Origin of the sequence: Microcoleus sp. AT9b-C3, assembly GCF_036705485.1 — a bacterium.
GTDB lineage: Bacteria > Cyanobacteriota > Cyanobacteriia > Cyanobacteriales > Microcoleaceae > Microcoleus.
Genome location: NZ_JAUBUR010000034.1, coordinates 25823 through 51304 on the forward strand (window position 1 = coordinate 25823; position 25482 = coordinate 51304).

Sequence of the window (25482 nt, forward strand, 5' to 3'; positions counted from 1 at the left end):
AGATCCATCGCGCCGACTTTTGGGCCCAAACTGTACATTTATACCTCCTTCATCAGGTCATCCCAGCGATCGAATGGCATGAAGAAAATCGAAGCCTCTCAAGAGTTGGGAATTCGTCGCAACACCATAGACGCCCCAAGTCGATGGTATTGCAACACAGGAGACTTCCAAACGGAGGGCATTGTGGAAACAGCCTGGTAATGGTCACTTGCATCACAAAACACGGTCAAGTTCCGAGAGTTTGTCAAAATACACAAGCACGATAACCCAAGCTGAGATTACACAACTGTGGGAGGCAGGGCATGATTGCTTTGTACTCACACCCAAAAAATAATTAAGAGTTGTAATCCCTATTGACATCGGCACAGTTAGCTAATATTCTTTTATTTAAGATTTAAAATTCTCCAACTATTTCCAGCAAAAACTTAAAAAAGTTTTCAAGTCGGCGGCTCCCTCCATAACCACTTCTAATAAAAAAGAGGAAGATTGAATCATGGCAGTATCTCTGACCAAAGGACAACGGGTATCGCTTGAGAAAGTTTCACCCGGTCTCTCAGAAGTATTCATAGGACTGGGATGGGACGTTAAAGCTACAGACACGGGTTCAGACTTTGACCTAGACTCATCATTGTTCCTGTTAGGTGCTAACGAAAAATTAATTTCTGACAATCACTTCATTTTTTATAACAATCTCACAAGTCCAGATCCCGACAAATCAGTGCAGCACATGGGAGATAATCTCACGGGGGCCGGCGAGGGGGATGATGAAGTTATCAAAATCAACCTCAAAAAAGTGCCTAATGATGTCCAAAAAATTCTTGTAACTGTAACCATCCATGAAGCACAGCAACGCCGTCAAAATTTTGGTCAGGTGCAAAATGCCTTCGTGCGAATCGTTAATGCCCAAACACAACAGGAAGCTGTTCGCTATGACCTGGTAGAAGATTATTCCATAGAGACAGCACTGATCATGGCTGAACTTTACCGGAAAGACGGTGAGTGGCGTCTCAATGCAGTGGGAGCCGGCTATCAAGGTGGTTTACAAGCATTACTCGATCGCTATAGCTAAAAGGTAAAACACATGGGAATTAACCTACAAAAAGGACAGCGCATCTCGCTTTCCAAAGAAGCGCCAGGGCTAACAAAACTGATCTGCGGATTAGGCTGGGATGTGGCGAAACGCTCAGGTGGAGGTTTGTTTGGGGCTTTTAGTAGTGTTCCAGATTATGACTTGGATGCCTCAGTGATTTGTTTAGATCGAAATGACAAAGTGAATGATATGACCAATATCGTTTATTTTGGCAATCTCTCCCACCGTTCAGGAGCTATTACGCATCTAGGTGATAATCTCACAGGGGCGGGAGAGGGAGATGACGAGCAAATTCTCGTCGATTTATCTCGAATTCCCTCGCAAATTGTCAAACTGGTTTTTACAGTTAACATTTACGATTGCATGGCACGCAAGCAAGACTTCGGACAAGTTCAAAATGCGTTTGTGCGTTTGGTTAATACGTCTAATAATCAAGAACTCGCAAAATATAACCTATCAGGTTCTGAATACAAAGGCATGACGGGGATGCTCATGGCAGAAATCTACAAGCATAATGATGAGTGGAAAATGGCGGCGATCGGTAACGGTGTTAAGGTTAATGGGTTACAGGAACTTGTGAAAACCTATGCTTAACAACTCGCTCAATACCTAGATGCTTTCTACTTGCTGGAATCCGAAGTGGGCTACAACGATCGAAACCTTTTTTTGTTGAGAATAGCTAATCAGCCGAATTTACATTGAAGGAAAACCAATAGAATGGGAATCCAATTAACCAAAGGTGAAAGATTAAGTCTTTCTAAAGCTGCTCCCGATTTAAAACAGGTGGCGATTGGCTTAGGTTGGGAGGTGAGCCAGGTTGGTCAGAGCTATGATATTGATGCTTCTGTGTTTATGTTAGGCGCTGCCGGCAAAATAATTCATGAAAAATACTTTGTATTCTATAATAATCTGAAGTCACTGGATGGTTCTTTAAGATATTCAGGAGATAACAGAACTGGGCAAGGCGAAGATGATGATGAGACGATCTACGTAGATTTGACAAAAGTCAAGATTGCTATTGAGCAAATAGTTTTTGTTGTCACTATTCACGAAGGGCTGGAAAAAAATCAAAATTTCAGCCAAGTTAAAAATGCGTTTATCAGGCTTTACAACCAGGAAACAGGAGTCGAGTTAGCTCGGTACGATTTAAAAGAAGCTTTTTCTCAAGAGACAGCTTTGGAGTTTGGCAGATTGTATAGAAAAGATTTGGCATGGAGATTTCAAGCAGTAGGAGAAGGCTATAATGCCGGCTTGCAAAGTTTTGTAGATCGGTATTTTGTTGATACTAAACAGGAAGAGAAGAAAGTAGACAAGCCTGTCTTAACTCCTGAACCTGAAAAAGAGACCAAACAGCAACCTATTGATATTACAAAAAAAGCAGATATAATCCTTTTAAAAGCAAAAGTAGATATTTGTCTTAAAAAGAAAGGGATTGAGGGTATCCTAGCAAGAGTCGCTTTGGTTTTGGATATTTCTGGCTCTATGAGCCATCAATATAGTTCTGGTGCAGTGCAAGCGTTCCTTGAAAGAATAGTTCCAGTAGCTAGCAGACTAGATGATGATGCTACATTAGATGTTTGGTTTTTTGGTTCAACATTCAAAAGAACAAGCTCGGTGACGGAGACAAATGTTGATGGCTATATCACAAAAGAAGCCGGCGAAATGAAGAGAGCTTTACTTGTTTTTAAAATGCCTTCTCTGATGCTGGAATTAGGCGGGGGAAACAATGAAAGTTTGGTAATACAAGATGTCATAAAGAAGTATACTCAGGAAAAGGCTAGTAAACTGCCTACATTTATTGTTTTCCTCAGTGATGGAGGCGTTACTAATGAGCAAGAAATTAAAAAATCTATAGTTGAAGCTGCAAAATATCCGATTTTTTGGCAATTTGTGGGATTGGCTGGTTTTAACTATGGAATTCTGGAAAGACTAGACAGTATGGGTGGCCGGCTGGTTGATAACGCTAACTTTTTTCATTTAGACGATTTGGGAAAAATCACTGATGAACAATTGTATGAAAGACTGCTGAATGAATTTCCCGCTTGGATTAAGCAGGCAAGATTGAAAGGGATCTTAAAATAGGGAAATCCGAGCATTTTGTTGCAGACTGTGGCAACTATCAACTCAACCCATAGCCCTAGCTGAAATTAGCTCAAATTAACAAGAATATTACGATAAAAAATTCCTACAATCAGTCAATGTCTCTGTACGATCGCCTAGACCTAACCAAACACAATCGCAAGCTAAAACTCCCCCTTTCTCAACGGCTAAACCTGACTAAACCCCCCAAACTCCGCTGTCAGGGCTGTCGTTCCCGTATCCAGCCTGAGTGGGAGTTTTGCCCTTCCTGTGGAAGAGTTCTAATTGATAATGATAGCGATTGTCGCCGTTGTATTTGGGTAGATGTATCAGGAATGGATGTCGCACCCGAAAATAGAGAAGCGATCTTTTCCCTACTGATGGACGCTTTCTCCAAACTCTACGGTGCATTTAGAAGCATCAAAGTATTTTTGACATCTGATACCCCCGATCGCCAAGAGTGGGGCGAAGATTTTACCCATGTTTATATATTCGCGGATAGCCAGCCGGTTGACTATCTCGGCGTGGCTAGCTTCAAGTCGGGAATGGTTACAGATCGGGCGATTATTCGGATTGATCAAGTATTCTATGCTTCTTACAATGCCAGCCTTAGTGTCAATCAACTATCTAACTTAATTGCAAATACCATTGCCCATGAAATAGGACACACACTAGGACTCGATCACTCAGCACTTCCGACCGATGTCATGCACGATGGACTCGTTCATACTGTTCATAGCTTAATGCCTCCCTCATTTCATGCAGAGCAAATAAACTCAATGAACAATGCTATTCGCAGATATAAAGCCTTGAATAATTGATTGGCTAGAACCATAAAATAGCTGAATTTAGAGATCGAATTCCCCAGGATTAATGCCCACAGCATGGCAAGCTTCTTTGACAACCTTCTTTTCATCTTTGTCAAAATTACCATCGGCACCACCGATAATAATGCCAATTTGGATGACGGCACGACCTTGATCTAGTTTTTTATTAAGTTTCCCTATCGCTTGGATAGCCTCAACTTTACCAAAATCGAAGTCTTGTGATAGCTTCTCACAATAAAAATCAAATTTTTGCTTTAACTCCGACGCCGGAAAAATTTTGAGTGTTTCATTTGAAACTATTAGAGCCGCCGTTTTTTGTCTTTCCTCGGTATTGATAGTGCCATCAGCAGCAGCAATCAATGCACATATTGCCATTGAGGCATCAGCAAAATCATTATTTTTAAACTTGGAAATATTGGTTTGCAGAGAATCATTGATTTGTGATACGTTCTGCTTTAATTTCTCCCAGAAAGTCATTTTTTCTCCTGTTTGGTGAATGAGATATGATGTTTATGACCGGAGTCACAGTAATCTAAGCTGCTCTTAACTTGCCAAGCAATTGCCAGACCCTGTAAGACCCTTAACTTTATCAATTACACTCCTGTAGTGTATCATGGTTCTTGAGATTTTAAATTAATCACGTCAATCTTCATAACTAATCGCTCTTTCACCGGTTTTTTCGTGGTCTATCTTACTTAATAACTAACCGCTCTTTCCAGAGTATCTTGTAACTGAAGTTCTAACGGTCGGTCAGAGCGAATTGTCAAACCGGGTAACTCATGTTTGACTAACATTTTTTCGCCTGTTTCAGCAGTTGCCAACGGCCAGAGTACCCAGCGGCTTCCTATGGAAAGAGTGCTCAAAGTTGCAGAGTTTTGAGTCAGCCAAATTATCGGCAGTTTCGGCCGATTCTCAACCGCATCTTCCCCAGCATTAACCGCCGCTAAAGTTTCCAAAACTACGCGGTTGCCCGAAACGAGTCCAGTCCCGGCAGTCCAAAGTTTGACGTTTAACAGGCGCTTGCTAGCATAGAAGTAAAGAGACGCTGCAACTGTCACGGCTCGTTCAAATTCTTCTGGCTGCCACGCTGCAGCGCTGTCGAGAGCAATAATAATTTCTTGACCGCCGGCTGCAACTTCTAACTCTCTCACCCGCAGTTCTCCGTAGCGGGCGCTGGTGCGCCAGTGAATTAGGCGGGTGGGGTCTCCGTGGCGGTAAGGTCTCAGGTTGCGGGTGAGGCCTTCGGTGGCAGTTTGCGATCGACTGCGATTATAAAATTGCGGGCTGTCTTCTTGACCGATGCGATCGATCAAAGGACAAGTGCTCAACGGCAAAACTTGTGGATACACAACCGCCACCGCTTTGACTGCGCGACTGCGCCGGCACCAAAACAACCCTAAAGGTGCCGCCGTCCTCAAGTTTACCTCTTGCCAACGATAGACGCCGCGCTGCCGGACTTCCAGATAGTATGTATCCCTGTATATACTGTTCGGCTCTATGACTTCGATCGGGCGGACGATCGGTTCTCCCAATACAAACGGCAAGATGTCTACGACTTGCAATAGAGTCTTAGGTTGGCGGGCGCTATTTTCGATTTCTAGTTCAACGGTGATTTGATCCCCCGCACTCACTGGTTCGATCGTCCGGCGACGGACTTCCAGCGAACGGAGCGATTTTCCAGGCAAAACCGCCGCTACTCCCAACAGCGCCAAACCCCCACCGCTGAGCACGTACAGCCACCCAGACATTGTATTAGTCGCCGACCCAAAAAAGAAAACCGTCATCCCCAAGAGCAGCCAACCCGCGTAGGCAGGGGTAACAGCACGATTTTCGAGCCAGTCGGCGATTTTGTGACCGATGTTCATAGGAGTTTAAATTGTTAATTACTCGATCGCCCTATCAAGCCTAATTGTAAAATAGTCTCAGCATTTAACACCGAATTAGCTGCGATCGATTAGATTAGAAATCTGGCATTTTTTCGCAATAAATCTACATTGACCCCGCCCAAAAACGGATACAAGCCCCCGACACTCAGTCAGGGTCGAGCCCAAAATTTTAGACTCTAGTTCCTGCTCCCAGATTAATCTGTGGAGTAAATCTAAAATCTAAAATCTAAAATCTAAAATAGACTGACTGGAGACCAAAAAATGAACCCATTAAACAATCCTACACCCGTTCAACCAGAGGCTCAAGCCCGCCGACGAACACCGCCGCCGCCCCCGCCCTTGGCTGCAACTCCCGCGCCACCTCCTGCACCAGCGCCGAGTGCGCCCCCCGCAGCCCAGAAGCGGTCTGTTGAGACACCCGTCAGTACGATCGAACAAATGGTCAGAGATGCCCATGCAGCGAGCGCTTCCGACATTCACATTCGAGTCGGTCAAGTACCTCGATTTCGGATTCGTGGCGCGATGCAAGTAGCAACCGCCCACCCCAAAGTAACGCCAGAAATTTTTGAACAGTACCTAGCCGAAATTCTCACCCCCGAACAGCGAAAACAGTTTGCAACTACCAAGGAATTAGATTCAGCAATTTTTTACCCTGGCTTCGTGCGGTGTCGGCTAAACTGTTTTGATTCCCTCAGCGGCGGTGCGATGGTATTGCGGTTGATTAGTTTGGAAATACCTACTATCGATTCCTTGAGGTTGCCAGAAGTTTTCAAAAGTATCATTTTGCGATCGCAGGGATTAATATTGGTTACAGGGCCTACCGGTTCGGGGAAATCGACAACCGTAGCTGCGATGATCGACCACCTCAACCAGATGGAGCAAAAGCACGTAGTTACAATTGAAGACCCGATCGAATTTATTCACCCCTCTAAAAAATGCCTGGTAAGCCAGCGGGAAGTCGGCTTGCATACCCACGAGTTTCAGCAGGCTTTGCGGGCTGTTTTGCGGGAAGATCCAGATGTAATTCTGATCGGGGAAATGCGCGATCGCGTTACCATTAATACAGCGTTGCAAGCAGCTCAAACTGGTCACTTAGTATTGGGCACTCTCCACACTCGCAGCGCCATTAACGCTATTAATCGGTTGTTGAACCTCTACCCCCCCGAAGAACAACAGGCGATGCGGATTCAAATTTGCGATTCTTTAGTAGCGGTAATTGCTCAACTTTTGCTGCCAACAGTTGACAACCGTCGGGTAGCAGTTCACGATATTTTGGTGAATACACCTGCCATGCACGATTACTTGATGAAAGGTGCTGATGATGAAGCTGTCCGATTAATGGAACATGATACTTACGAAGGAATGCAGATTATCAACCAGGGTCTTTACAAACTGGTGCTTGAAGGTAGAGTGACGATCGAAGAAGCAGCAAAAATTTCTCCCGAAGCCAGCGATTTAGACCGCCGTTTGCGGACAGGAGGCTACGATGTTGCCGACGCTCGTGGCTTTGAAGGCAGCAAAAAAGAACGCAGCGTTCGCGCCTAGTAGCAGCACACATACAGGGGTAGGCACTGCAGGACTACCCCACCCATCAAGTAACAAGATTTTTAGCAGACGGAAATATTTGATTAAGGCTTTTGTGCGTATTATTACTTAAAATTAAACTAAATTTAGTAACCAAAAATACATTTTAATTAAAAACTAAAATGTGAGAATCAATGTCGAGTATATTGTTAAGTTTTTTAAACGTAGACCCTACTTTACATAAACTTTAAAATTACGTGGAAACTCGTAGGTTATTGCAAAGAAATAGTAAAGATATGTTCCGAGTATTGCCAACACTCAGCCATTTAAGTATATAGTTGTAGTGACAAATTTTGGACAGAGAACATTCCGACTTTGCCGATATTTGCCGATCGCACAAGCAAGCAGGTTACCAAAGCGCTTAATAAAACTACAAGCAGAGCCGATGGCGTGTCTTTCCCATTAAGTAGCTTTTAGTCTAAAAAATCCTAAAACCAAGCAGACTTTTAAAGATTCTGTCCCTCGAAAATTTGCTTAACAAGTCGCTTATCAGCAACGGTATTTCTAGAATTTAAAGGAGCAAAAAAAGTGAAGAGTGCATTTAACCAAAGAGAAGTGTTTGAAGGTGCCAGCAAAGCGGAAATAATTGAGCGCATCCAGCAGCTAGTTCCCCCCGGTTCCCCGGAACCGCAAGATCCAGAAATCATCCAGGCTCTCCAAACTCTGACCGCACAGCTAATCGCAGCCTATCAAGCCGACGGACAATTAGAAAGCGAACCTTTTAGCGACGTGCGGGGTCGCACCATTCACCTATACGCATCCGCAGTCAGTCGCAAAATCAAAGGAAAAAGCATCCTCATCACAGGTGGAGAAGGATGTGTCGGTCGTTTCTTAATCGAAAAACTCCTCGAATTAGGCGCAACTAAAATCATTTCCACAGACAACGCCCGATGTCAAAACCCCGAAGAAAATCTCCCGCTTTTTACCAAAGAAGGTGCTGTAACTTTCTATGCCGTTGACATTCGCAACCTCAACGCGCTCAGACACATATTTGAGGTAGAAAAACCAGCAATTGTTTTTCACCTAGCAGCGCAACGCCAACCCGGACTAGCTGAAATCAAAATCCGAGAAACAGTTACAACCAGCCTGTTAGGATGTAAACACGTCATCCAACTCTGCGAAGAATACGGCGTAGAACACTGCGTCTTCTCTTCCACAGGCAAAACATCTCGATATTTTACAACCGAAGTTTACGCCGCCTCGAAGAAGTTTGCCGAATGGCAATTTGCTAAAGCAGCTCAAGAAGGAAATGTCACTTACGGGATGGTTCGCTTTACTCATATGTTGGAAAATAGCTTGTTCTGCGAGCAAATGTCCAAAAAAGTAGAGCAAGGTAAAACAGTCAACGTTCACGCTCCCCACCGCTACGTAACTGCTCAAAATCTTTTTGAAGCCGTACATTTATTGCTGAATTCTCTGATTGTGTCCGTTCCCGGAAAACTGAAATTTGTTGCTGTAAGTAATCTCGGTTGGCCAACAGAAACCTTGGAAGTAGCTCTTTATAAAATTCTTGAATCAGGCAAAAATCTGCCGATTTATTTTCAAGGACTTTTGCCGGGATATGAAGAACCATTTTTCCTTGGACAGTTTGACTGGAAAAAACCTACAGACATTCACCTCCTAATTAATGTGTTGGAAGATCCTTTTAGAAGTGTTAACGATACTGGCGACATGGTGAGCGTAGAATTAGCTCCTTTTTCTTTGCCTGTGTTAGATAAACAAGTGTCGAAGCTGGAAAGCTTAATCATCGATCCAGATTTCCCCGAAGTGCAAATCAAGCACGCTCTTGTGGCAGCGGAAAAAGAAGTGATTGCTTCCTCTTTTGCGTGGAGTGCCCCTGAAGACTTGTTGAAGATTTTGCAGTGGGGAATCAATCCCAAAAAATTGCAAGGTTACGGAACCGAAATCGCTGACTATAGCGAGATTATCGAACTCCTCCTGCAAGGAATCTGCGGGCGGCTTAACCAAGAAGTCTTGAACTGTGCTGGAGTTACTGCTGATGAATTTGATGATTTAGTTGAGAGTCTTTCTACGCTGGATTCAATTCAAGCAGAAGTGGGCTATTTGCGATCGCTTTCGAGATACCTCAGAGAATTTGCACCCCCGGCACAGTTCACCACCATAAAATCTGAACCTGTTGCTATGCCTGATGCAGCGTAGCTTGAACATAGTTTTGAGTTGGGAGATTGCTTCCTGAGTGCTCACCCCCTCGGGGTGAATGAGCTAAACATCGACTAAGTTTTTAGTTGATTAATCAGTCCTGGACGCAGAACCTAATTATGTAGGGTGCGCAGTGCGCACCTTACTTAGCTGATTAAGCAGTCCTGGACGCAGAACCTAATTATGTAGGGTGCGCAGTGCGTACCTTACTTAGTTGATTAATCAGTCCTGGACGCAGAACCTAATTATGTAGGGTGCGCAGTGCGCACCTTACTTAGCTGATTAAGCAGTCCTGGACGCAGAACCTAATTATGTAGGGTGCGCAGTGCGCACCTTACGGCTATAAGTACCTATGTAGGGTGCGCAGTGCGCTACGGCTATAAGTACCTATGTAGGGTGCGCAGTGCGCACCTTACGGCTATAAGTACCTATGTAGGGTGCGCAGTGCGCACCTTACGGCTATAAGTACCGGGTTAAACCATTTTTGCGTAATACCAATTTTCTGTGAAGCTGCATAGAATAGATCCTTGACCAGAAAAGATTTCAGGCTTCCCATTCTATGCAGCTTCATACATAATTGGTATAAGTCATGTTAAAAACAGAATTAAGAAACCTGGTTTCTAAAAGAAACCGGGTTTCTCCAGTCTGGGCTTGTTTGAGGTTTAATTAAATGGAGTGACTTAAGATTGTCATAATTGACATAATATGATATGATTTGCAATCGCACAACTGCCATCAAATTAATTTGTAGTGATGACGATCGTCCTAGTAGTTTTAGGAGGACTTAAGCCCTCACAACAAAGGTGATAAGGGTGATTTTTTGCAGGGATGATAGGATGATACTTTAGATAGAGGGGCGCTGTGAGTTAACAAAGGTGCAATTAGATTAAATAAACTCAAGGAACGCAACCAATAAAATTAAATTAAGGTACTAGAATTGTGGAAATTAATCAGCTACTCTTCCTATTGATTGATGTTGTGCTATTGGCGATCGCCCTTATCCTTCTAATTCCCGTTGCAGTTCTATTTCTAGAATGCAGTGCAGCTTTATTGTCGGGCCAGGGCGAGACAGCGGAAACTAAAGCGCCCCGCCCCAAAGTAGCAGTTTTAATTCCCGCTTACAACGAAGCAGCAGGAATTGCCGCGACAATCTCCACCATATTGCCGCAGCTAACACCTCAAGACCGCCTGTTAGTGATTGCTGACAACTGCACCGACGCCACAGCAGAAATCGCCCGTAAGTGCGGTGCAAGTGCGATCGAGCGACAAGACACAGAACGCAAGGGCAAAGGATACGCACTGGATTTTGGCTTGCAGTCCATCGAATCAGACCCCCCCGAAGTAGTCATCATGGTTGACGCAGACTGCATCTGTCAGCCAGACTCTATAGAAAAATTAGCCAGGGTTGCAGTTGCTGAACAAAGACCAGTGCAAGCAACTTATCTCATGGAACAGCCACCCAATCCTACTCCGAAAGATTCCATTTCTGCTTTAGCATTTCTTGTGAAAAACTTAGTCCGTCCCAGCGGATTAAAAAAGTTAGGCTTCCCATCATTACTAACAGGTACTGGCATGGCTTTTCCCTGGTCGATAATTCGCTCGGTTTCCCTCGCTAGCAGCAATATTGTTGAAGATATGCAGATGAGTTTGGATTTGGCGATCGCCGGACATCCAACAGTATTCTGCCCCGATGCCAACGTCACCGGGTGTTTGCCACAGCAGCAGCAAGCAGCTAAAAGTCAAAGAACCAGGTGGGAACACGGTCACATACAGACATTGTTAACTCAAACTCCCCGGCTGACAGCAGCTTCAGTCGAGCAAAAACGTTTTGACTTATTGGCGATCGCCCTAGACTTATCCGTCCCTCCCCTGTCGCTGTTAGTCGCTATTTGGCTAGCTGCTTTTGCCGCCTCTTTACTAGCAGCAATTTTGGGAACATCCTCAATTCCCGCCGTCTTGTTAGCAGTACAAGGATTGCTGATTTTAATTTCAATTGTCAGCGCTTGGGCAAAATTCGGGCGTGCCGATATTTCTGGATCAACTCTTTTATCTGTACCTTTTTACATCCTTTGGAAAATCCCTTTGTATCTAGGTTTTCTCCTGAAACGGCAAACCAAATGGGTACGAACAGAACGCGATGTTTAATATTTAGATTGAGAAGTTTTAACCACCGATATCAGCAGAGAAACACAGATGAAGGCAGATAGAATTGTATCTACGTTCATCTGCGGTTAAAAAAATCTTATAAAAAAACTTCACTGCTTCACGGGAATTTCAATCACAAACTCAGCCCCCTCACCGGGCTCGGAAAAGCACATTAACTTCCCGCCGTGTTTCTCTACTACAATCTGATAACTGATACTCAACCCTAAACCGGTACCTTGACCCACAGATTTTGTAGTAAAGAAAGGGTCAAATATTCGCGATCGTACTTCCTCCGTCATTCCCCGACCATTATCAGCAATATAAATTCTCACCAAGTTTTTGTCGCCTAACTCAGTCCGAATCTTAATCTTTCGATCAAAGATTGGAGATAAAGGATTTTCTAGTTTGGCACTTGTCTCCGGTCGCCCAACTCCTAACTCCACTGCATCAATTGCATTGCTCAAAATATTCATAAACACCTGATTTAACCCAGAAGCATAACAATTTACCTCCGGCAGTTGACCGTACTCTTTAACTACCTCAATGCCATGTCCGACTGCATCCTTTTTCAACCTGTGCTGCAAAATGAGCAGAGTCGAATCAATCCCGGAGTGAATATCCACTGGTTTCATCTCGGCTTCATCCAGGCGTGAGAAATTCCGCAGCGACAGCACAATATTGCGAACGCGATCGACTCCAACCTGCATTGATTTTAGAATTTTGGGCAAATCTTCTTGAATAAAAGCGAGGTCAATATCTTCTGTTTTAGCAACAATCTGAGGATTAGCATTCGGGTAAGACTCCTGGTAAAGCTCAATCAATCCCAGCAAATCCGAGCTATAATCGTTAGCATGGAGAACATTGCCATAAATGAAATTAATTGGATTATTGATTTCGTGAGCAACCCCCGCCACCAACTGCCCCAAAGAAGACATTTTTTCCGTTTGAATTAGTTGAGTCTGCGTCGAGCGTAATTCGGACAAAGTAACTTCTAATTGTTTCGCTTTTTCTCTCAATTGCCCCTCAGACAGTCGCAAAGCATCCTCCGCTAACTTGCGATCCGTAATGTCCTGTATCGTCCCAAATAACTTAATCACCTTACCGCCATCAAAAATAGCTTGCGCCTTAACATAAATATATCTGACAGCTCCATCAGGGCGCAAAATTTTCATCTCATACTCGCAAGGATTTCCTAACCGACTAATCTGCTCTACTTCCTCTAACCACAACTTTAGGTCATCTGGATGAATTTGCTTCTTGTGTTCCAAAATAGTGGGTTCTGGTAGTTTAGGGTCAAGGCCAAAAATTCGGAATACTTCCTCAGACCAAGTTAATTTATCCCCCTCCAAATCAAATTCCCAGTTGCCGAGGTGCGCCAGTTTTTGAGCTTCTTGCAGCTTAGCTTCTTTAGTCTTTAATTCCTGCGTGCGCTCTTCTACTCTCACCTCCAGGGTTCGCGAATAATCCTCCAACTGTTCCTTAGCCTCCGACAAATTAGCAACAAGTACCGCATTTTCTAAAGAGATAGCAGCTTGGGAAGAAAGAATTTTCAAAACCTCCAACCTAGTTGGAGAAAACGCTTCAGTAGCTAAATTATTTTCCAGATAAAGGACACCTACGAGTTTGCTTTGATTCAGAATAGGAGTACAAAGCGCCGATTTCACTTGCTGCCTTTTAATATAGGGGTCGTCGGTAAATAGACCTTCCTTAGAGGCATCGTTTAAAACAACATCAGAGCGCGTCCTTTCAACATAATTAATCACCGTTATTGGCAAAACCTCTGCAGGAGATACTCTAGGGCATTGTTCAACTGCAACGTCCGAATACTCCACCGATGCCACTGCTTCAATCCGCAATTTTCCGTCCTTGGGCATCAGGAGAAAACCTTTTTGTGCCCCAGCATTCTCGATCGCCATTTTCATTAACTTTTCTAACAACTTGTCCAACACAATTTCGCTAGCTAGCGCTTGACATGCTTTAACAACAGTTGTCAAATCCAATAAACTGCTGTGACTGCTGCTCGTGCTATAATTAGTGCTAGTAATAGTTCGATCGGCGCTGGCTTTTCCCACCGATGCAGGGGGTAAAGAGATCGGATACTGTGACTCCAAATGTTTTACCTTGGCGGTTGCTCCCCAGTGAATATAGCCGTAGTAAGCATCTATCAGATAAGTCTGAGCGACTTTATTTCGACCGTTAGCTAGATAAAATTCGGCCGCTAGTTCATTGGCTAGAGCTTCTTCGTGGATATATTGATTCTTCGATGCTCCTTTCACGGCTCGATCGTAATACAGAGCCGCTTTTTCATATTGTCCCAATACTCGCGCTTTCTCGGCCTCTACTAAGTCATATTTGTGCTGATAATTTCCCGGAGAGTTTAAAGCCCAATGGTTCATTTTTTTCTGAAGCGAAGCAACTTTTTTCAAATGTTTTTTCTGCTCGCTTTTTGAAGCTGCGGGATACAAGGCTAAGAGTGCTAGGGACTCGTAAAAATTGTGGAGGGGAACATACATCAGACCCATCACACCCTCAGAATAATTTGATGCTGCTATGGCATTTTCAGCAGATTTAGTATAATCTTTAAATATATAATTTAGCCATGATTTAGACAAATATAATAAAAATATTACCAGTTTATTTTGACTTTCCCTTAAAGCTGGCAGCATCGTTTCTTCATTAAACTGTTCGCCAGTCACTAGGCAAGGATTGGCTGTTTTACCTTGCAAATTTAAGACAACTTGTGCCCCTAGTCGGGTATGGTTCATCATAAATTCGTTCTTATAACTCACCAACATTTGAATATATTGATTCTGCTTAGTCTCCACGGACTCCAGAGGTTCGCCGCTCAACAATATATAATTGCTGTAAAAACTAGCACAATAACAAGCATTGTTGACATCTCCCGTTTCTAGTCCACTCTGAATACCCTCAAGTAAACCGATAAGACTTTCCCTGACCTGATCAGACCAGTGACGGATAAAACCATTAAAAATTAGCGAGATTTGAGATTTGTGCAAGTTGGTGTGGAATCGTTCTAACAGTGCCTGAGCTAGTTGACCGTATCGGTATCCCGAATCCATATCACCTAATACTGCACAGTGAATCAGCCCGTAACTTCCATACCCTTGACTAGACAGTGGCGCATTCCCATACTTAAGAGAAAGAATAACTATTTTAAAGCAGATCAGTGGGAACATATCGGGTGCTGTTACACTAGCAGCAGGACACATATTCGTTAAAATCCGTATAGCCGCAATTTTATGAGGGTCAGTCATTGGTGGCAGTTCCAATAAATCCTCAATCTGCTTATTTCTTAAAGCTAGTTTGGTCAAAAATAGCTCGCTGAAAATATTCAGTTTGTGTGGGGTTCGAGGGATGTACACACCCAGCATTTTCAAAGCTTCTAGAGCTATATCTATCGAAGTTTGGGGTTGATTTTGATTGAAGTAGAAAACAACTTTGAGCTCATAAACCTTGAGTTTTTCGAGCAAATTTTTAGCGCGGAATATAATAAGTTCTGATAGCTGGAACGCTAGTTCAAAATTGGTATTTATATAGGACGATTCCAGCGCTTCGGTATTGAGTTCCATTATTAAATCGTAGTGACTCTGCCAAGCTTGCTCTGGTAGAAGTTCTAGACCTACATTAAAATATTTGAGTGCTGCTTCATAGGCGGCAGAACTCTTAGCTTTTTTGCCTGCTATGAGATTAAAGTTAGCTAGTTCATATCGCTGTTCCTCATTTGTGATGAATTCCACCCCGATATTGAGTTGGTTGACAATATCAAAGATATTTTCTGCTATTTCCGATGGCGGGGTTGAATTCAGCAGCAGGGAGCCGATTTTTAAGTGGGTTTGTTTTTTCTGAGAGTCAGGGATGAGAGAATAGGCGGCTTGCTGTACGCGATCGTGCAAAAACCTGTAAGATATTGCGTATTGAGCGCGACTCCCAACTCCATCCCCATGCCCTGGCAGCCCGGAGTCAATGTCCTCAACCAGGGGGATTTTATAAGCATCGCTCATTGGCAGAATTAAACCAGCTTGAAGCGCATCCCATAAATCTGCTGCCGTTTGCAAGCCGGATTTTTCCGTAACAATTGCCAAATTCTCTAAATTAAAATGGTTGCCCATACAAGCAGCTAATTTTAATACTTGCTGCGTCTGCTCCGGCAATTGTTGAAGATTCCGAGCAACTAATTCAACGACACTGTAATCTGCAATGCCAGCGACTTCTATTTCCGTGATGTCCCACTGCCAGGCACCAACAGTGAAGTCAAAAACTAACAGTTGTTCTGAGTGAATAGTGGAAAGAAGTTGAGTTATAAAAAATGGATTTCCACCAGTTTTATTAAAAATTAACTCTGTCAAAGACTTTAAGTTTTTCGTTTGATTACCCAAAGTATCCCCTACTAGCTCAGTGACGCTGATCAAATCTAAACAGGGGAGGGTCATGTGATGCACCTGAGCACCAGTCTGTTGAATTTTTTCTACAGTTTGAACTAAAGGATGAGTCGAATGGACTTCGTTATCTCGATAGGCCCCTATCAGTAAAAAATATCGGCTCTCCTGGTCAGTAACTAATTCCTGAATCAATTTTAAGGAAGCTAAATCTGCCCACTGCAAATCATCCAGAAATAGAACTAAGGGGTGTTCTGCTTGGGCAAACACCTTCAAGAATTCTTTGAACAATCGATTAAAGCGATTTTGAGATTCTGTCGGCCCCAATTGTGGAACAGCAGGCGGCGAACCAATTATTAGTTGGAGAGAAGGGACAACATCAATAATAATTTGACCGTTTTGACCTAGCCGCGGCCAGAGCTTTTCTTTCCAAATTGCCAACTCTTCTGAGCTTTTTGTTAATAACTGCTGAATTAATGATTCAAACGCTTGAGTTATTGCAGCATAAGGAATATCCCGCTTAAATTGGTCAAACTTGCCAGCAATAAAATAACCCCGCTGCCTGACAATTGGTTTGTGGATTTCACTGACAACTGAGGTTTTACCGATGCCTGAGTAACCGCTTACCAACACCATCTCTGTTTTCCCAAAGCTGACTCGCTCGAATGATGCCCTCAAATCAGCGACTTCTTGTGTGCGACCGTAGAGTTTTTGGGGAATCAAAAATTGACCTGATTTGTCAAGTGTCCCGGGAATAAAATTTACTATTTTGTCAGTCGTTTGTAGCTGGGTTAGACAATTTTCCAGGTCTGCTTTTACTCCCAAGGCACTTTGATATCTGTCTTCGGCATTTTTAGCTAATAGTTTCATGACAAGAGCTGAAATTATCTGCGGGACTTCATTGTTTAGTTGATGGGGAGGAACTGGCGTCACCGCAATGTGGCTGTGAATTAATTCTAAGGGGTCGGTGGAATTAAATGGCAGCTCTCCTGTCAGCATTTCATAAAACGTAATTCCTAGAGAGTAGAAGTCAGTTCGATAGTCGAGGTCGCGGTTCATTCGACCAGTTTGCTCTGGGGATATATAGGCTAGAGTGCCTTCTAGCGCGGTGGTATTACTATTTTGGTGAATCTCTCTAGAGAGGCGCGTTGCCATGCTAAAATCAGTGATTTTTACTTGTTTAAAATCTGGAGTGATGATAATATTGGAGGGTTTTATATCTTTATGAATAATCTGTTGTTGATGCACTTCTCCGAGAGTTTGTGCCACTTGAATAGCCAGCGGCAAAAACTTCAGAAGTTTAAAGCTTTTACCTGCTTGATAATGGTTGAGAGATTGACCACCACAATCTTCTAAGATCAGAGCGAAACTGTTGTTATATTTTTCTAAGCTATGGGGTTTAACAATCCCTTCTATTTGGAGATTCGAGCTAATTTTGTATTCATGTCTCAAACGGGTAATTTCTTCTATTGTGGGGTAGTCAGTATTGAGTGTTTTAATAATGACTGACGCTCGATCGGATTCCCTGACTCCGCGATAAATGATCGACTTCACACCAAGTTGAACAACTTCTGTGATTTTGTAACCGGGAATTGCCTTCATGGGTTTTATTCTATCTATGACTAAATTTTGGGTAAACATTTTGCTTGATGTTGAGTGACTATCGGGCGGACGGTACTTAAGTATTTTTATATACGGGGTATTTTTATATACTAAAAAGTTTTTAAAATACCAGTAATTACTCAGGGATTTTTTAGATAGGGAGATGCCTAAACTTTGAAATGGCATGGAGGGGCGGACAGCCAAACATCTGGTTTGAACTCCGATTTAATCATGTACGGTCTGACACCTCACCGAGTTGATTGCCATATTGTAACAAATTCTGTGATGCCGATCGCACACATGACAGACAAATTTTTATATACTCAACGTTTTGCTCAATGTTTGAGCCTAGTCACCAAGTAAAGAAGAGGACGCCTGGGTCTTGAAAACGCAGGTTTAGGCGATCGCACAATTATAGGTGATGTCAAACACACAACTTATTGATTCAAATCACAGTTAGTTCGTGATTAATTCACTAGCTTATTGATCGAAATCAGGTGCATCACGATGAAAGAAGTATTAGCTTTAATTGAAAAGAAGAAGCAAGAATTTGCTAAATCAGGGCTATTTGAGTTTATGCGAGACCAAAGTATAGACCCAAGACAACGCCTAGCTTTCGCTCCCTGCATTGCTCCTTTCGTAATGAGTTTTGGTGAATTTAACAAGTATGTCTTCCGAGAAGAACCAACCAACGATCCTCTTCAGATAATAGTTAACAATCATACTTATGAAGACGAGCATCACTGGTTGTGGTTTCTGGAAGATTTGGAAACACTGGGTATTGATAGATCGCTAAAGTTCAGTGATGCTTTGAATTTTCTTTGGAATGAAGACACAAAGGCATCACGTTGGGTATCACATCAAATTTTTCGCTCCGCTTTTGGGGCCAGTCCGATCGCTAAGTTAGCAATCATGGAAGTGATAGAAGCAACGGGTAATGTGTTCTTGTCAACGGCGGCACCTATTGCTCAAGAATTACAAACAATTACCCAAAAAGAGTTTCTTTATTTTGGCAGGTTTCATTGGGAAGTGGACATAGCCCATACTATATGGACGCCAGAAGTGCAGCAATTGATTCAAAACATACAACTGACAGAGGAGACTTATCAACAGACTTGTGAGGTAGTTGAGAACTTGTTTAAAGTTTTCACCGATCTGACGGCTGAGCTTCTGGTTTATGCAAAAACCCATAGCTTTGAGCAACCTTTCGCCAAACCCCGCGAGATTTTGCAACCTGTAAAAGCTGCGTAGTTTACGAGATGTAAAGTTTTCAACTTTTAGAACCAAATCAATCTTAGAATCAGACAAAATTTCTTACTTAGAAGGAGAGGCATCATGTCAGCAGTTAATAGCAATTCTTCAACTGTAATCAATGAGCTAGAACCGACTATTATTCACACTTGGACTGAGAATCTGGATATTGCTCACACTTGGACTGAGAATCTGGATATTGCTCATACTTGGACTGAGAATCTGGATATTGCTCATACTTGGACTGAGAATTTGGATATTTCCCACAGTTCTCACATACCGGAAGAGGATAAGCTAACAGTCGGATAAAACGTTTGACAGTCGAAATTCCGCCTCGCTCATTCCGAGGCTGAATAATTACTCGATCGCGGGAGAGTTCCCTTCATCGGATATTGCTTCATCTTGTGATTGGGCCTTCGGGATTAAGCTTTGACTATCCATCTTTAATTTAGGTTAGGTACATTCCAAGTCTTTCTACGGGAAGAGTAGCGATCGCACTTTCGGGAAATATGGTTTGCTGCGATCGCGCGATGTTTCGTCAGTGTCCAAATTCAGCATCTATTACCTTTATTTGATTGATATGAGCCATTACGACGTTGTTATTGTCGGCGGCGGCCCCGCTGGGAGCACTGCTGGTAGTCTGATCAAGAAATACAATCCCAATCTGAGCGTGCTAATCGTAGAGAAAGAAAAATTCCCTCGCGATCACGTTGGGGAAAGTCAATTGCCTCAAATTAGTGATGTGCTTCAGGAAATGGGATGCTGGGACAAAGTAGAAGCAGCCGACTTCCCAATTAAGATTGGTGGAATCTATCGCTGGGGAACCGATCCAAATCCTTGGGATTTTAATTTCATTAAGCCGGAATTGTTTAAAGATGAACAGCGTCCTGCTAAATTTGAGGGACAGAGACGGCAAACAGCTTTCCAGGTCGATCGAGCAAAATATGACGAAATTTTGCTGCGCCACGCGGAAGAAATGGGATGCTTAGTCAGAGAAGAAACGCCGGTTGTTAAGGTAGATGTAGCGGGCGATCGCATTACCGCCCTGCACCTGCGGCAAGAACAAATAACCGCCCGCTACTACATCGACGCATCCGGCCACATTGGCGTGCTACGGCGAGCTTTGGGCGTCAAGACAAACAGCCCGACGCGGCTGCAAAATATCGCTATCTGGGACTACTGGACAAACGCTGAGTGGGGCGATAAAATCGGCGTTGGCGGCACACGGATACAGGTAATGAGTTTGAGTCACGGGTGGCTTTGGTTCATTCCCTTGGGCCCAACTCGCACCAGTATCGGCTTCGTTTGCCCTGCAGAACATTATAAGTCACTGAAAAAGCGACCAGAGGATATCTATACCGAAGCCCTCAATAGCGAACCTCGCATCAACAAGTTAATCGCTAATGCTACCAGTACGGGAAAGATTGAAACTACAAAAGATTGGTCATTTTTGGCTGATAAAACAGTAGGAGAGAATTGGTTTTTGGTAGGTGAAACTGCTGGTTTTGCTGACCCAATTTTATCGGCGGGCATGACTTTAGCTCATACCGGTGCCCGTGAATTGGCTTACACGATTTTGGAATTAGAGCAAGAGCAGCAGAAATACGACGGCAACTGGCTTAAATCTCAATACGACCACAATCAACGGAGCCGAGTTGAACAGCATATTCGCTTCGCTGATTATTGGTACGCTGCTAACGGTCAATTCACTGATTTACAAGAACATTCAAGGGAAATTGCGCGGGATGCTGGGTTGAATTTAAGCCCGGAAAAAGCATTTCGGTGGTTAGCTCAAGGTGGATTTACCAATGATATTTTGGGTCAAGCGGTGATTGCTGGATTTGATTTGGGTTGTATGAAACAGGTGATGCAGCGCTTTTCAAAGGAGGAGGTTCCTTGGCTACTTTCGGCGTACAATGTGTTTCAGTTAGACATAGTGGAGGCTGATGTTGAGTTTGTAGCGGTTTATAATGCTGGTGAAATTAACAGGATTAAGTGTTATGTTAAGAACGGTCAGCGGTTGCCTGTTACAGGTTTCTATGGTTTGCTGATTGACATTTTGAGCCGCACTCAGTACATTGAACAAATTTATCGGCAGTTGGTGCTGGTGTTTAGGGAGCGTTTCTCTGTGCAACACGCTCAGGTAGCACTTCATCAAGCCCTTGGCTGTTTAGAGGTGATGGTGAGTTCTGGTATTGTCAAGGCGATGTTGAACCCGGAGTTGTCTAAGTTGAATATTTCCATACCGATGGAAGGTGAGTTAATTCACACTCACAGCGATGTGAATTAAGGCGCTACCAGAAAGCTTGACCCCAAACTATCTCAAGTCTTAAAAAACAAAAAGTCTGAAGCTGGAAAATTCCAACTTCAGACTTTTACTAACTCCCCGGGTAGGATTTGAACCTACGACCAATCGGTTACACTTATCCCAACGTTTCCGAAGGGGGCGGACTATTTCATCATCCCTACAAATCATGTTTGTGATCTGTCGTCGGATGTCGGGCGCTATGAGATTTATTGGTTAGGCTCCTCATCTCTAGTCTCTGCACCTTTCCGGCTACTTGCGATCGTAACCGCTGCCTTTCGCCAGACTTGGCTCAAGATTGCCGCCACCCGAAGTGCTGCGGTTTCCTTGAATTCACCCGATTTTTCAGTACCCGTTACCGGATAGAGCTGCTATGTCACTAGGGCTTTTGGTTGATGCCAAAGGCTTGCATTCATTACAGCCGACCGCTCTGCCACTGAGCTACCGAGGATTGGGGGTTTTTGTTACCCACAATTACTAACAATAGCTGAACTTACTCGATTTGGCAAGGCCTTTGACAAACTTTTTTTTTGTCATACAGCAAGAGGGTTTCAGCAGCTAATGCAGCCCCATTCTCATTCGGGCGAGGCGCTGCTGGGATTCTGGATCGAGGGAACTGGCGAGAAAGCGACTGGAATTTTGTTTGCGGGATTTGTGCCGGCGCTCGCTGCGGCGGGCGGTGGATTCTACGTCAGCCGCTAGTTGTTCGGCGGACATCCATTCGGCACCGTAGCCGACTACGGTCAATTGCTGCGCTCGGTCTGAGGTGGCGACAATCATGCGGCCTTTGCCTTTGACCGATCGCAACTCGTAGCGCAAACTAGCACAACATTTTTCAATATAAGTATCTGCCGTCTGACCGAAGTCAGTGTAGTGCACTGATAAATTTTTAGTAATAATTTCTTTAACGCCGGGAGTATCTCGATAGTGCGCGTCAAACACCAGCCTGGCCTCAAAATCTTGAACGGCGCTGTAGTTAACTAAAACCTCAATCAACTCGCGGCGAGCTGTTTCGAGTTCGTCGCGATCGCGCTTCTCTCGGAGTCGAGGCCAAAGTCCAATTATGTTATAGCCGTCTACAAGTAAAACTGCTTGTGATACATAGGGTGACATGGTTCAAGGCTGAAGAGCTCCAGCACGTATAGGACATTATTTGCATTGTTCATCAAAGCTTTTGTTCAATAATATTACCTATTGATGTGTAATTGCTAGGTTACATCGCAATAATTAAACCCCCCAGAGTCAGCTTTACCTGAGTTTTGGGGGGTTAGATTAACCTATAAATTTTCCGGCTTATTCGCCAGATTCCAGCGATACGGGCGATGGCTTACGCCCCGCTTCGCTACGTACAACTGTCGGCAGGGATATTTTCTCAACAGCCGGAGTACAACCGAGCCACTGTACTGACACCTCGGCAAACTGCTGCGGAGGGCCGCTCACGCAAAAACGAGTCGGTAGCGCAGTACCAGGATTCCGCAGCCCTAAAAGCTCCAATTCTCTGGCAGCAGCAGCCACCACCCGTACCGCAGGATCGATCAATGTCACCCCAGCAGGCAAAAGCGAGCGAAGCACAGGAGCCAACAGCGGATAATGAGTGCAGCCGTAAATCAGCGTATCGATGCGCTGCTGAATCAAAGGAGCCAAATATTCCCGAGCCACCTCACAAGTATAAGGGTCATGAATCCGGTTTTGCTCCACCAGCGGCACAAAAGCCGGACAGCTAACCTGCCACACCAGGCAAGAATCGTCCATCTCCAAAATCGCATTTCGATAAGCATTGCTAGCAGCCGTCGCAGGAGTTGCGATGACCCCGATCCGCTTGCCTTGCTGCACCGCAGCCTGCGCCCCCGGCAGAATTACTCCCAGCACCGGGATATCAAATTCAGCCTGCACCATCTCCATCGCCAAAGCAGAACTGGTGTTGCAGGCCATAATTACCATTTTCACATCCTGTTCCACCAACCAGGCCATAATTTCGCGGACAAACTCCACAATTTCTGACGGCGTGCGAGTGCCGTAAGGCAGCCGCGCCGTATCTCCAAAATAAAGTATCGATTCGTTGGGCAATTGTCGGTACAACTGGGTCAACACAGTCAAACCGCCCACGCCGCTGTCAAAAATACCGATTCTTGGTTGTCCAGAGTCTGTTGTCATTTGTTAATAGTTAGTTATCTGTTGGCAGTTGGCAGTTGGCAGTTGGCAGTTGTCTGTTGTTAATCGTTTGCTGTGGCTAATAACCAATAACCAATAACATTAATCAACGGTCAACAGTCAACAGTCAACAGTCAACAGTCAACTGCCCATTATCTTTGTTGAAGATAAAGCAAAATGCCGCGAGCGATCGAAGCCGCCATTTGACTGCGGTAAGCTGGGTCAGAAAGCCTAGCAGCATCTTCAGCACCCGTGACAAAACCCACCTCCAGCAAAACAGAAGGCATAGAAGTCTTCCTCAAAACGTAAAATCTCGCCTGCCGCACTCGGCGGTCAGTCGCCCCCGTGCCCTCCAAAATACTGGCGTGAATCACCCTCGCCAAATCTTGGCCGTTATTGAAATAATAAGTCTCAATCCCGCTAATATCCGGCCGACTCATATTAATCGCATTAGCGTGAATGCTGACAAACAAAGTAGCATTCACCCGTTCCGCCAAAGAAACTCTCGGTTCCAGGTCGATTTCGCTGTCGTCAGTGCGAGTCATCACCGCCTGCACGCCCTGCTGTTCCAGCAACCTCGCCACCTGAAACGAGATATCCAAAACAATTTCCTTCTCCTGAATGCCCTGAATCCCGACTGCCCCCGGATCGCGGCCACCGTGGCCCGGATCGATCGCTACTACGGCCCGGCGGTTAGAAGCTTGGGGCAAATCATCGTTTCCCAAAGTCCTTCTCGGCAAAGGCGACAAATTGGGAGTGCGAGTGAAAGGCTGCTGCGCGCTAGCATTCGATCGCAACTGCAAAGACAGCAATTGCGGGCTCGGTCTCGTCACCCTGCCTACCTCTACCCCCGATCGTGGCTGTACCCAAATCACCACAGTCTCCGAGTCTTCTTGGCTGGCTGTAAACGATACAGGACTGTTGGCATCGAGCTGAGGAATTTCCCCCGTTAGGACAGCAGAGGCGATCCTGATCCAGTAAGCTCTCGACCCCTGGTCCCAGCCGCTGGTATAGGAGACTTGGCGGTCAGTTCTCACCACCAGTTGCGTGCCGTTACTGGCTAAATCAATTGACTGAACTCTGGCTAAATTTCCTTGAGATTGTCTCGCCGGAGGAGCTACAGTCAGGCTGCGGGGAACCGAGGGCTGTCTTACACTTCCAGGCAATAGCACAACCCCGCCCAAATTGCTCACAGAAGCCCGCCACTGAGTATTAGAATTCTTCATCCGCAAAGTCACGCGGGTAACGGGCGGGTCTGTTGGTAGTTGCCGGACTTCAATCTTGTCAACCCCGTGCTGACCGTTGGTTTGAGGCTGTTGGCTGCTTAGGCCAGGAGCTACACTAGCTCCTTCAATATCGAGGGTGGCGATGTCCCCAGCCCGACTTTGTTGAAAATTAATTTGGGGCCTGCCGCCGGCAGTGCGGATTAAAAAACCGTCCGCCGTCGCCTGAACGTTCTGAACTACAGTCGCCTCTGCCGACTCGGCTTGGGGTGCTGAAGATTCAACCGATAACCTTTCTCCCCCCGGCTCTGAAATCGGATTTTGAGTTTCTGCCCGCACCGGCGTTGGCAAATCCACTGTCCACTCGCTCGGAGAAATCCCCCGGAATTTTACTTGCTGAGGGTCTATAGTAAACCCGTCTCTGATCTCGACCACAATTCTGGTCGTATCGTTGTCAAACTGCCCTACCCGCACCGATTCGATCGCCCCTGAGAGCGGTTTGCTGACCGAGGGACGACCCAGACTCGTCCCCGGCAAGTCGATTACCAACCGCATCGGGTTGAAAATCAGTTGAGCCTTGGGTTGTACTCCCCCGTCTGTTGTAATGTAAAGCCGGTTCTCTGAAGCATCAAACCGCCAAGATTGCAGTCTAGCTGCTTCGGCGGCTCCGGCGAGCAAAAATACACTTAAGAAACTCGGTAGTAGCCAGTGGAATTTCACGACAGTTTTTTCCTCGTTTGCGTTACTGCCAAAAGCTGGAAGGGCGCTGCTTGCCCTCAGAG

Annotated in this window: 17 protein-coding genes; 11 read left to right on the plus strand and 6 right to left on the minus strand. The window is 44.7% G+C overall.

Annotated features, from left to right (window positions below; all coding sequences use genetic code 11):
• Positions 1-78 precede the first annotated feature (78 nt).
• The 5 genes from QUB77_RS24785 (at position 79) to QUB77_RS24805 (ending at position 3990) form a co-directional block, all read left to right on the plus strand.
• Entirely contained in the window at positions 79-201 is a 123-nt protein-coding gene (locus QUB77_RS24785; RefSeq protein ID WP_333178046.1) for a hypothetical protein, read from the plus strand.
• A gap of 292 nt (positions 202-493) precedes the next feature.
• Positions 494-1069, plus strand: a complete 576-nt coding sequence (locus QUB77_RS24790; protein ID WP_333083448.1) for a TerD family protein — start codon at positions 494-496, stop codon at positions 1067-1069.
• Positions 1070-1081: 12 nt separating this feature from the next.
• A complete protein-coding gene (locus QUB77_RS24795) occupies positions 1082-1684 on the plus strand; it encodes a TerD family protein (protein ID WP_333178043.1) in 603 nt (200 codons plus the stop codon).
• Positions 1685-1807: 123 nt separating this feature from the next.
• Positions 1808-3172 carry a VWA domain-containing protein gene (locus tag QUB77_RS24800; RefSeq protein ID WP_333178041.1) on the plus strand — a complete coding sequence of 455 codons (1365 nt, stop codon included), beginning with the start codon at positions 1808-1810 and terminating at the stop codon, positions 3170-3172.
• A 116-nt stretch (positions 3173-3288) separates the two neighbouring features.
• Positions 3289-3990: a zinc-dependent metalloprotease family protein gene (locus QUB77_RS24805; protein ID WP_333178039.1), complete on the plus strand. Its 702-nt coding sequence runs from the start codon at positions 3289-3291 to the stop codon at positions 3988-3990.
• 27 nt (positions 3991-4017) lie between these two features.
• Here QUB77_RS24805 and QUB77_RS24810 read toward each other — a convergent pair whose 3' ends face one another.
• Together QUB77_RS24810 and QUB77_RS24815 are read right to left on the minus strand one after the other, a co-directional pair.
• The gene (locus QUB77_RS24810) at positions 4018-4473 is read right to left on the minus strand and encodes a TerB family tellurite resistance protein (protein WP_333178036.1); all 456 of its coding nucleotides are present in this window, start codon (positions 4471-4473) and stop codon (positions 4018-4020) included.
• 218 nt (positions 4474-4691) lie between these two features.
• Complete coding sequence (locus QUB77_RS24815; protein ID WP_333178033.1) at positions 4692-5861, minus strand: DUF58 domain-containing protein; 1170 nt, start codon at positions 5859-5861, stop codon at positions 4692-4694.
• A gap of 282 nt (positions 5862-6143) precedes the next feature.
• Here QUB77_RS24815 and QUB77_RS24820 point away from each other — a divergent pair, with 282 nt between their 5' ends.
• The 3 genes from QUB77_RS24820 to QUB77_RS24830 all read left to right on the plus strand — a co-directional run bounded on the left by QUB77_RS24820 (position 6144) and on the right by QUB77_RS24830 (position 11771).
• Entirely contained in the window at positions 6144-7427 is a 1284-nt protein-coding gene (locus tag QUB77_RS24820; RefSeq protein ID WP_333178030.1) for a PilT/PilU family type 4a pilus ATPase, read from the plus strand.
• A gap of 567 nt (positions 7428-7994) precedes the next feature.
• Positions 7995-9626, plus strand: a complete 1632-nt coding sequence (locus QUB77_RS24825) for a polysaccharide biosynthesis protein (protein ID WP_333178028.1) — start codon at positions 7995-7997, stop codon at positions 9624-9626.
• Positions 9627-10565: 939 nt separating this feature from the next.
• Positions 10566-11771 carry a glycosyltransferase gene (locus QUB77_RS24830; RefSeq protein ID WP_333178026.1) on the plus strand — a complete coding sequence of 402 codons (1206 nt, stop codon included), beginning with the start codon at positions 10566-10568 and terminating at the stop codon, positions 11769-11771.
• 110 nt (positions 11772-11881) lie between these two features.
• On the opposite strand, the gene QUB77_RS24835 is transcribed toward QUB77_RS24830, so the two are convergent.
• The gene (locus tag QUB77_RS24835) at positions 11882-17809 is read right to left on the minus strand and encodes an AAA family ATPase (RefSeq protein ID WP_333323579.1); all 5928 of its coding nucleotides are present in this window, start codon (positions 17807-17809) and stop codon (positions 11882-11884) included.
• A 468-nt stretch (positions 17810-18277) separates the two neighbouring features.
• On the opposite strand from QUB77_RS24835, the gene QUB77_RS24840 reads away from it, so the two are divergent.
• The 3 genes from QUB77_RS24840 (at position 18278) to QUB77_RS24850 (ending at position 21311) form a co-directional block, all read left to right on the plus strand.
• Positions 18278-19021, plus strand: a complete 744-nt coding sequence (locus QUB77_RS24840) for a hypothetical protein (RefSeq protein WP_333178020.1) — start codon at positions 18278-18280, stop codon at positions 19019-19021.
• An 84-nt stretch (positions 19022-19105) separates the two neighbouring features.
• Complete coding sequence (locus QUB77_RS24845) at positions 19106-19330, plus strand: hypothetical protein (RefSeq protein ID WP_333178018.1); 225 nt, start codon at positions 19106-19108, stop codon at positions 19328-19330.
• A gap of 271 nt (positions 19331-19601) precedes the next feature.
• Positions 19602-21311, plus strand: a complete 1710-nt coding sequence (locus QUB77_RS24850; RefSeq protein ID WP_333178015.1) for an NAD(P)/FAD-dependent oxidoreductase — start codon at positions 19602-19604, stop codon at positions 21309-21311.
• Positions 21312-21884: 573 nt separating this feature from the next.
• Here QUB77_RS24850 and QUB77_RS24855 read toward each other — a convergent pair.
• From QUB77_RS24855 to QUB77_RS24865, 3 genes are all read right to left on the minus strand, one after another.
• Positions 21885-22439 carry an NYN domain-containing protein gene (locus QUB77_RS24855; RefSeq protein WP_333178012.1) on the minus strand — a complete coding sequence of 185 codons (555 nt, stop codon included), beginning with the start codon at positions 22437-22439 and terminating at the stop codon, positions 21885-21887.
• 180 nt (positions 22440-22619) lie between these two features.
• Positions 22620-23480: a glutamate racemase gene (murI, locus tag QUB77_RS24860; RefSeq protein ID WP_333178009.1), complete on the minus strand. Its 861-nt coding sequence runs from the start codon at positions 23478-23480 to the stop codon at positions 22620-22622.
• 149 nt (positions 23481-23629) lie between these two features.
• A complete protein-coding gene (locus QUB77_RS24865) occupies positions 23630-25420 on the minus strand; it encodes an N-acetylmuramoyl-L-alanine amidase (protein ID WP_333178006.1) in 1791 nt (596 codons plus the stop codon).
• Between the last annotated feature and the right edge of the window lie 62 nt (positions 25421-25482).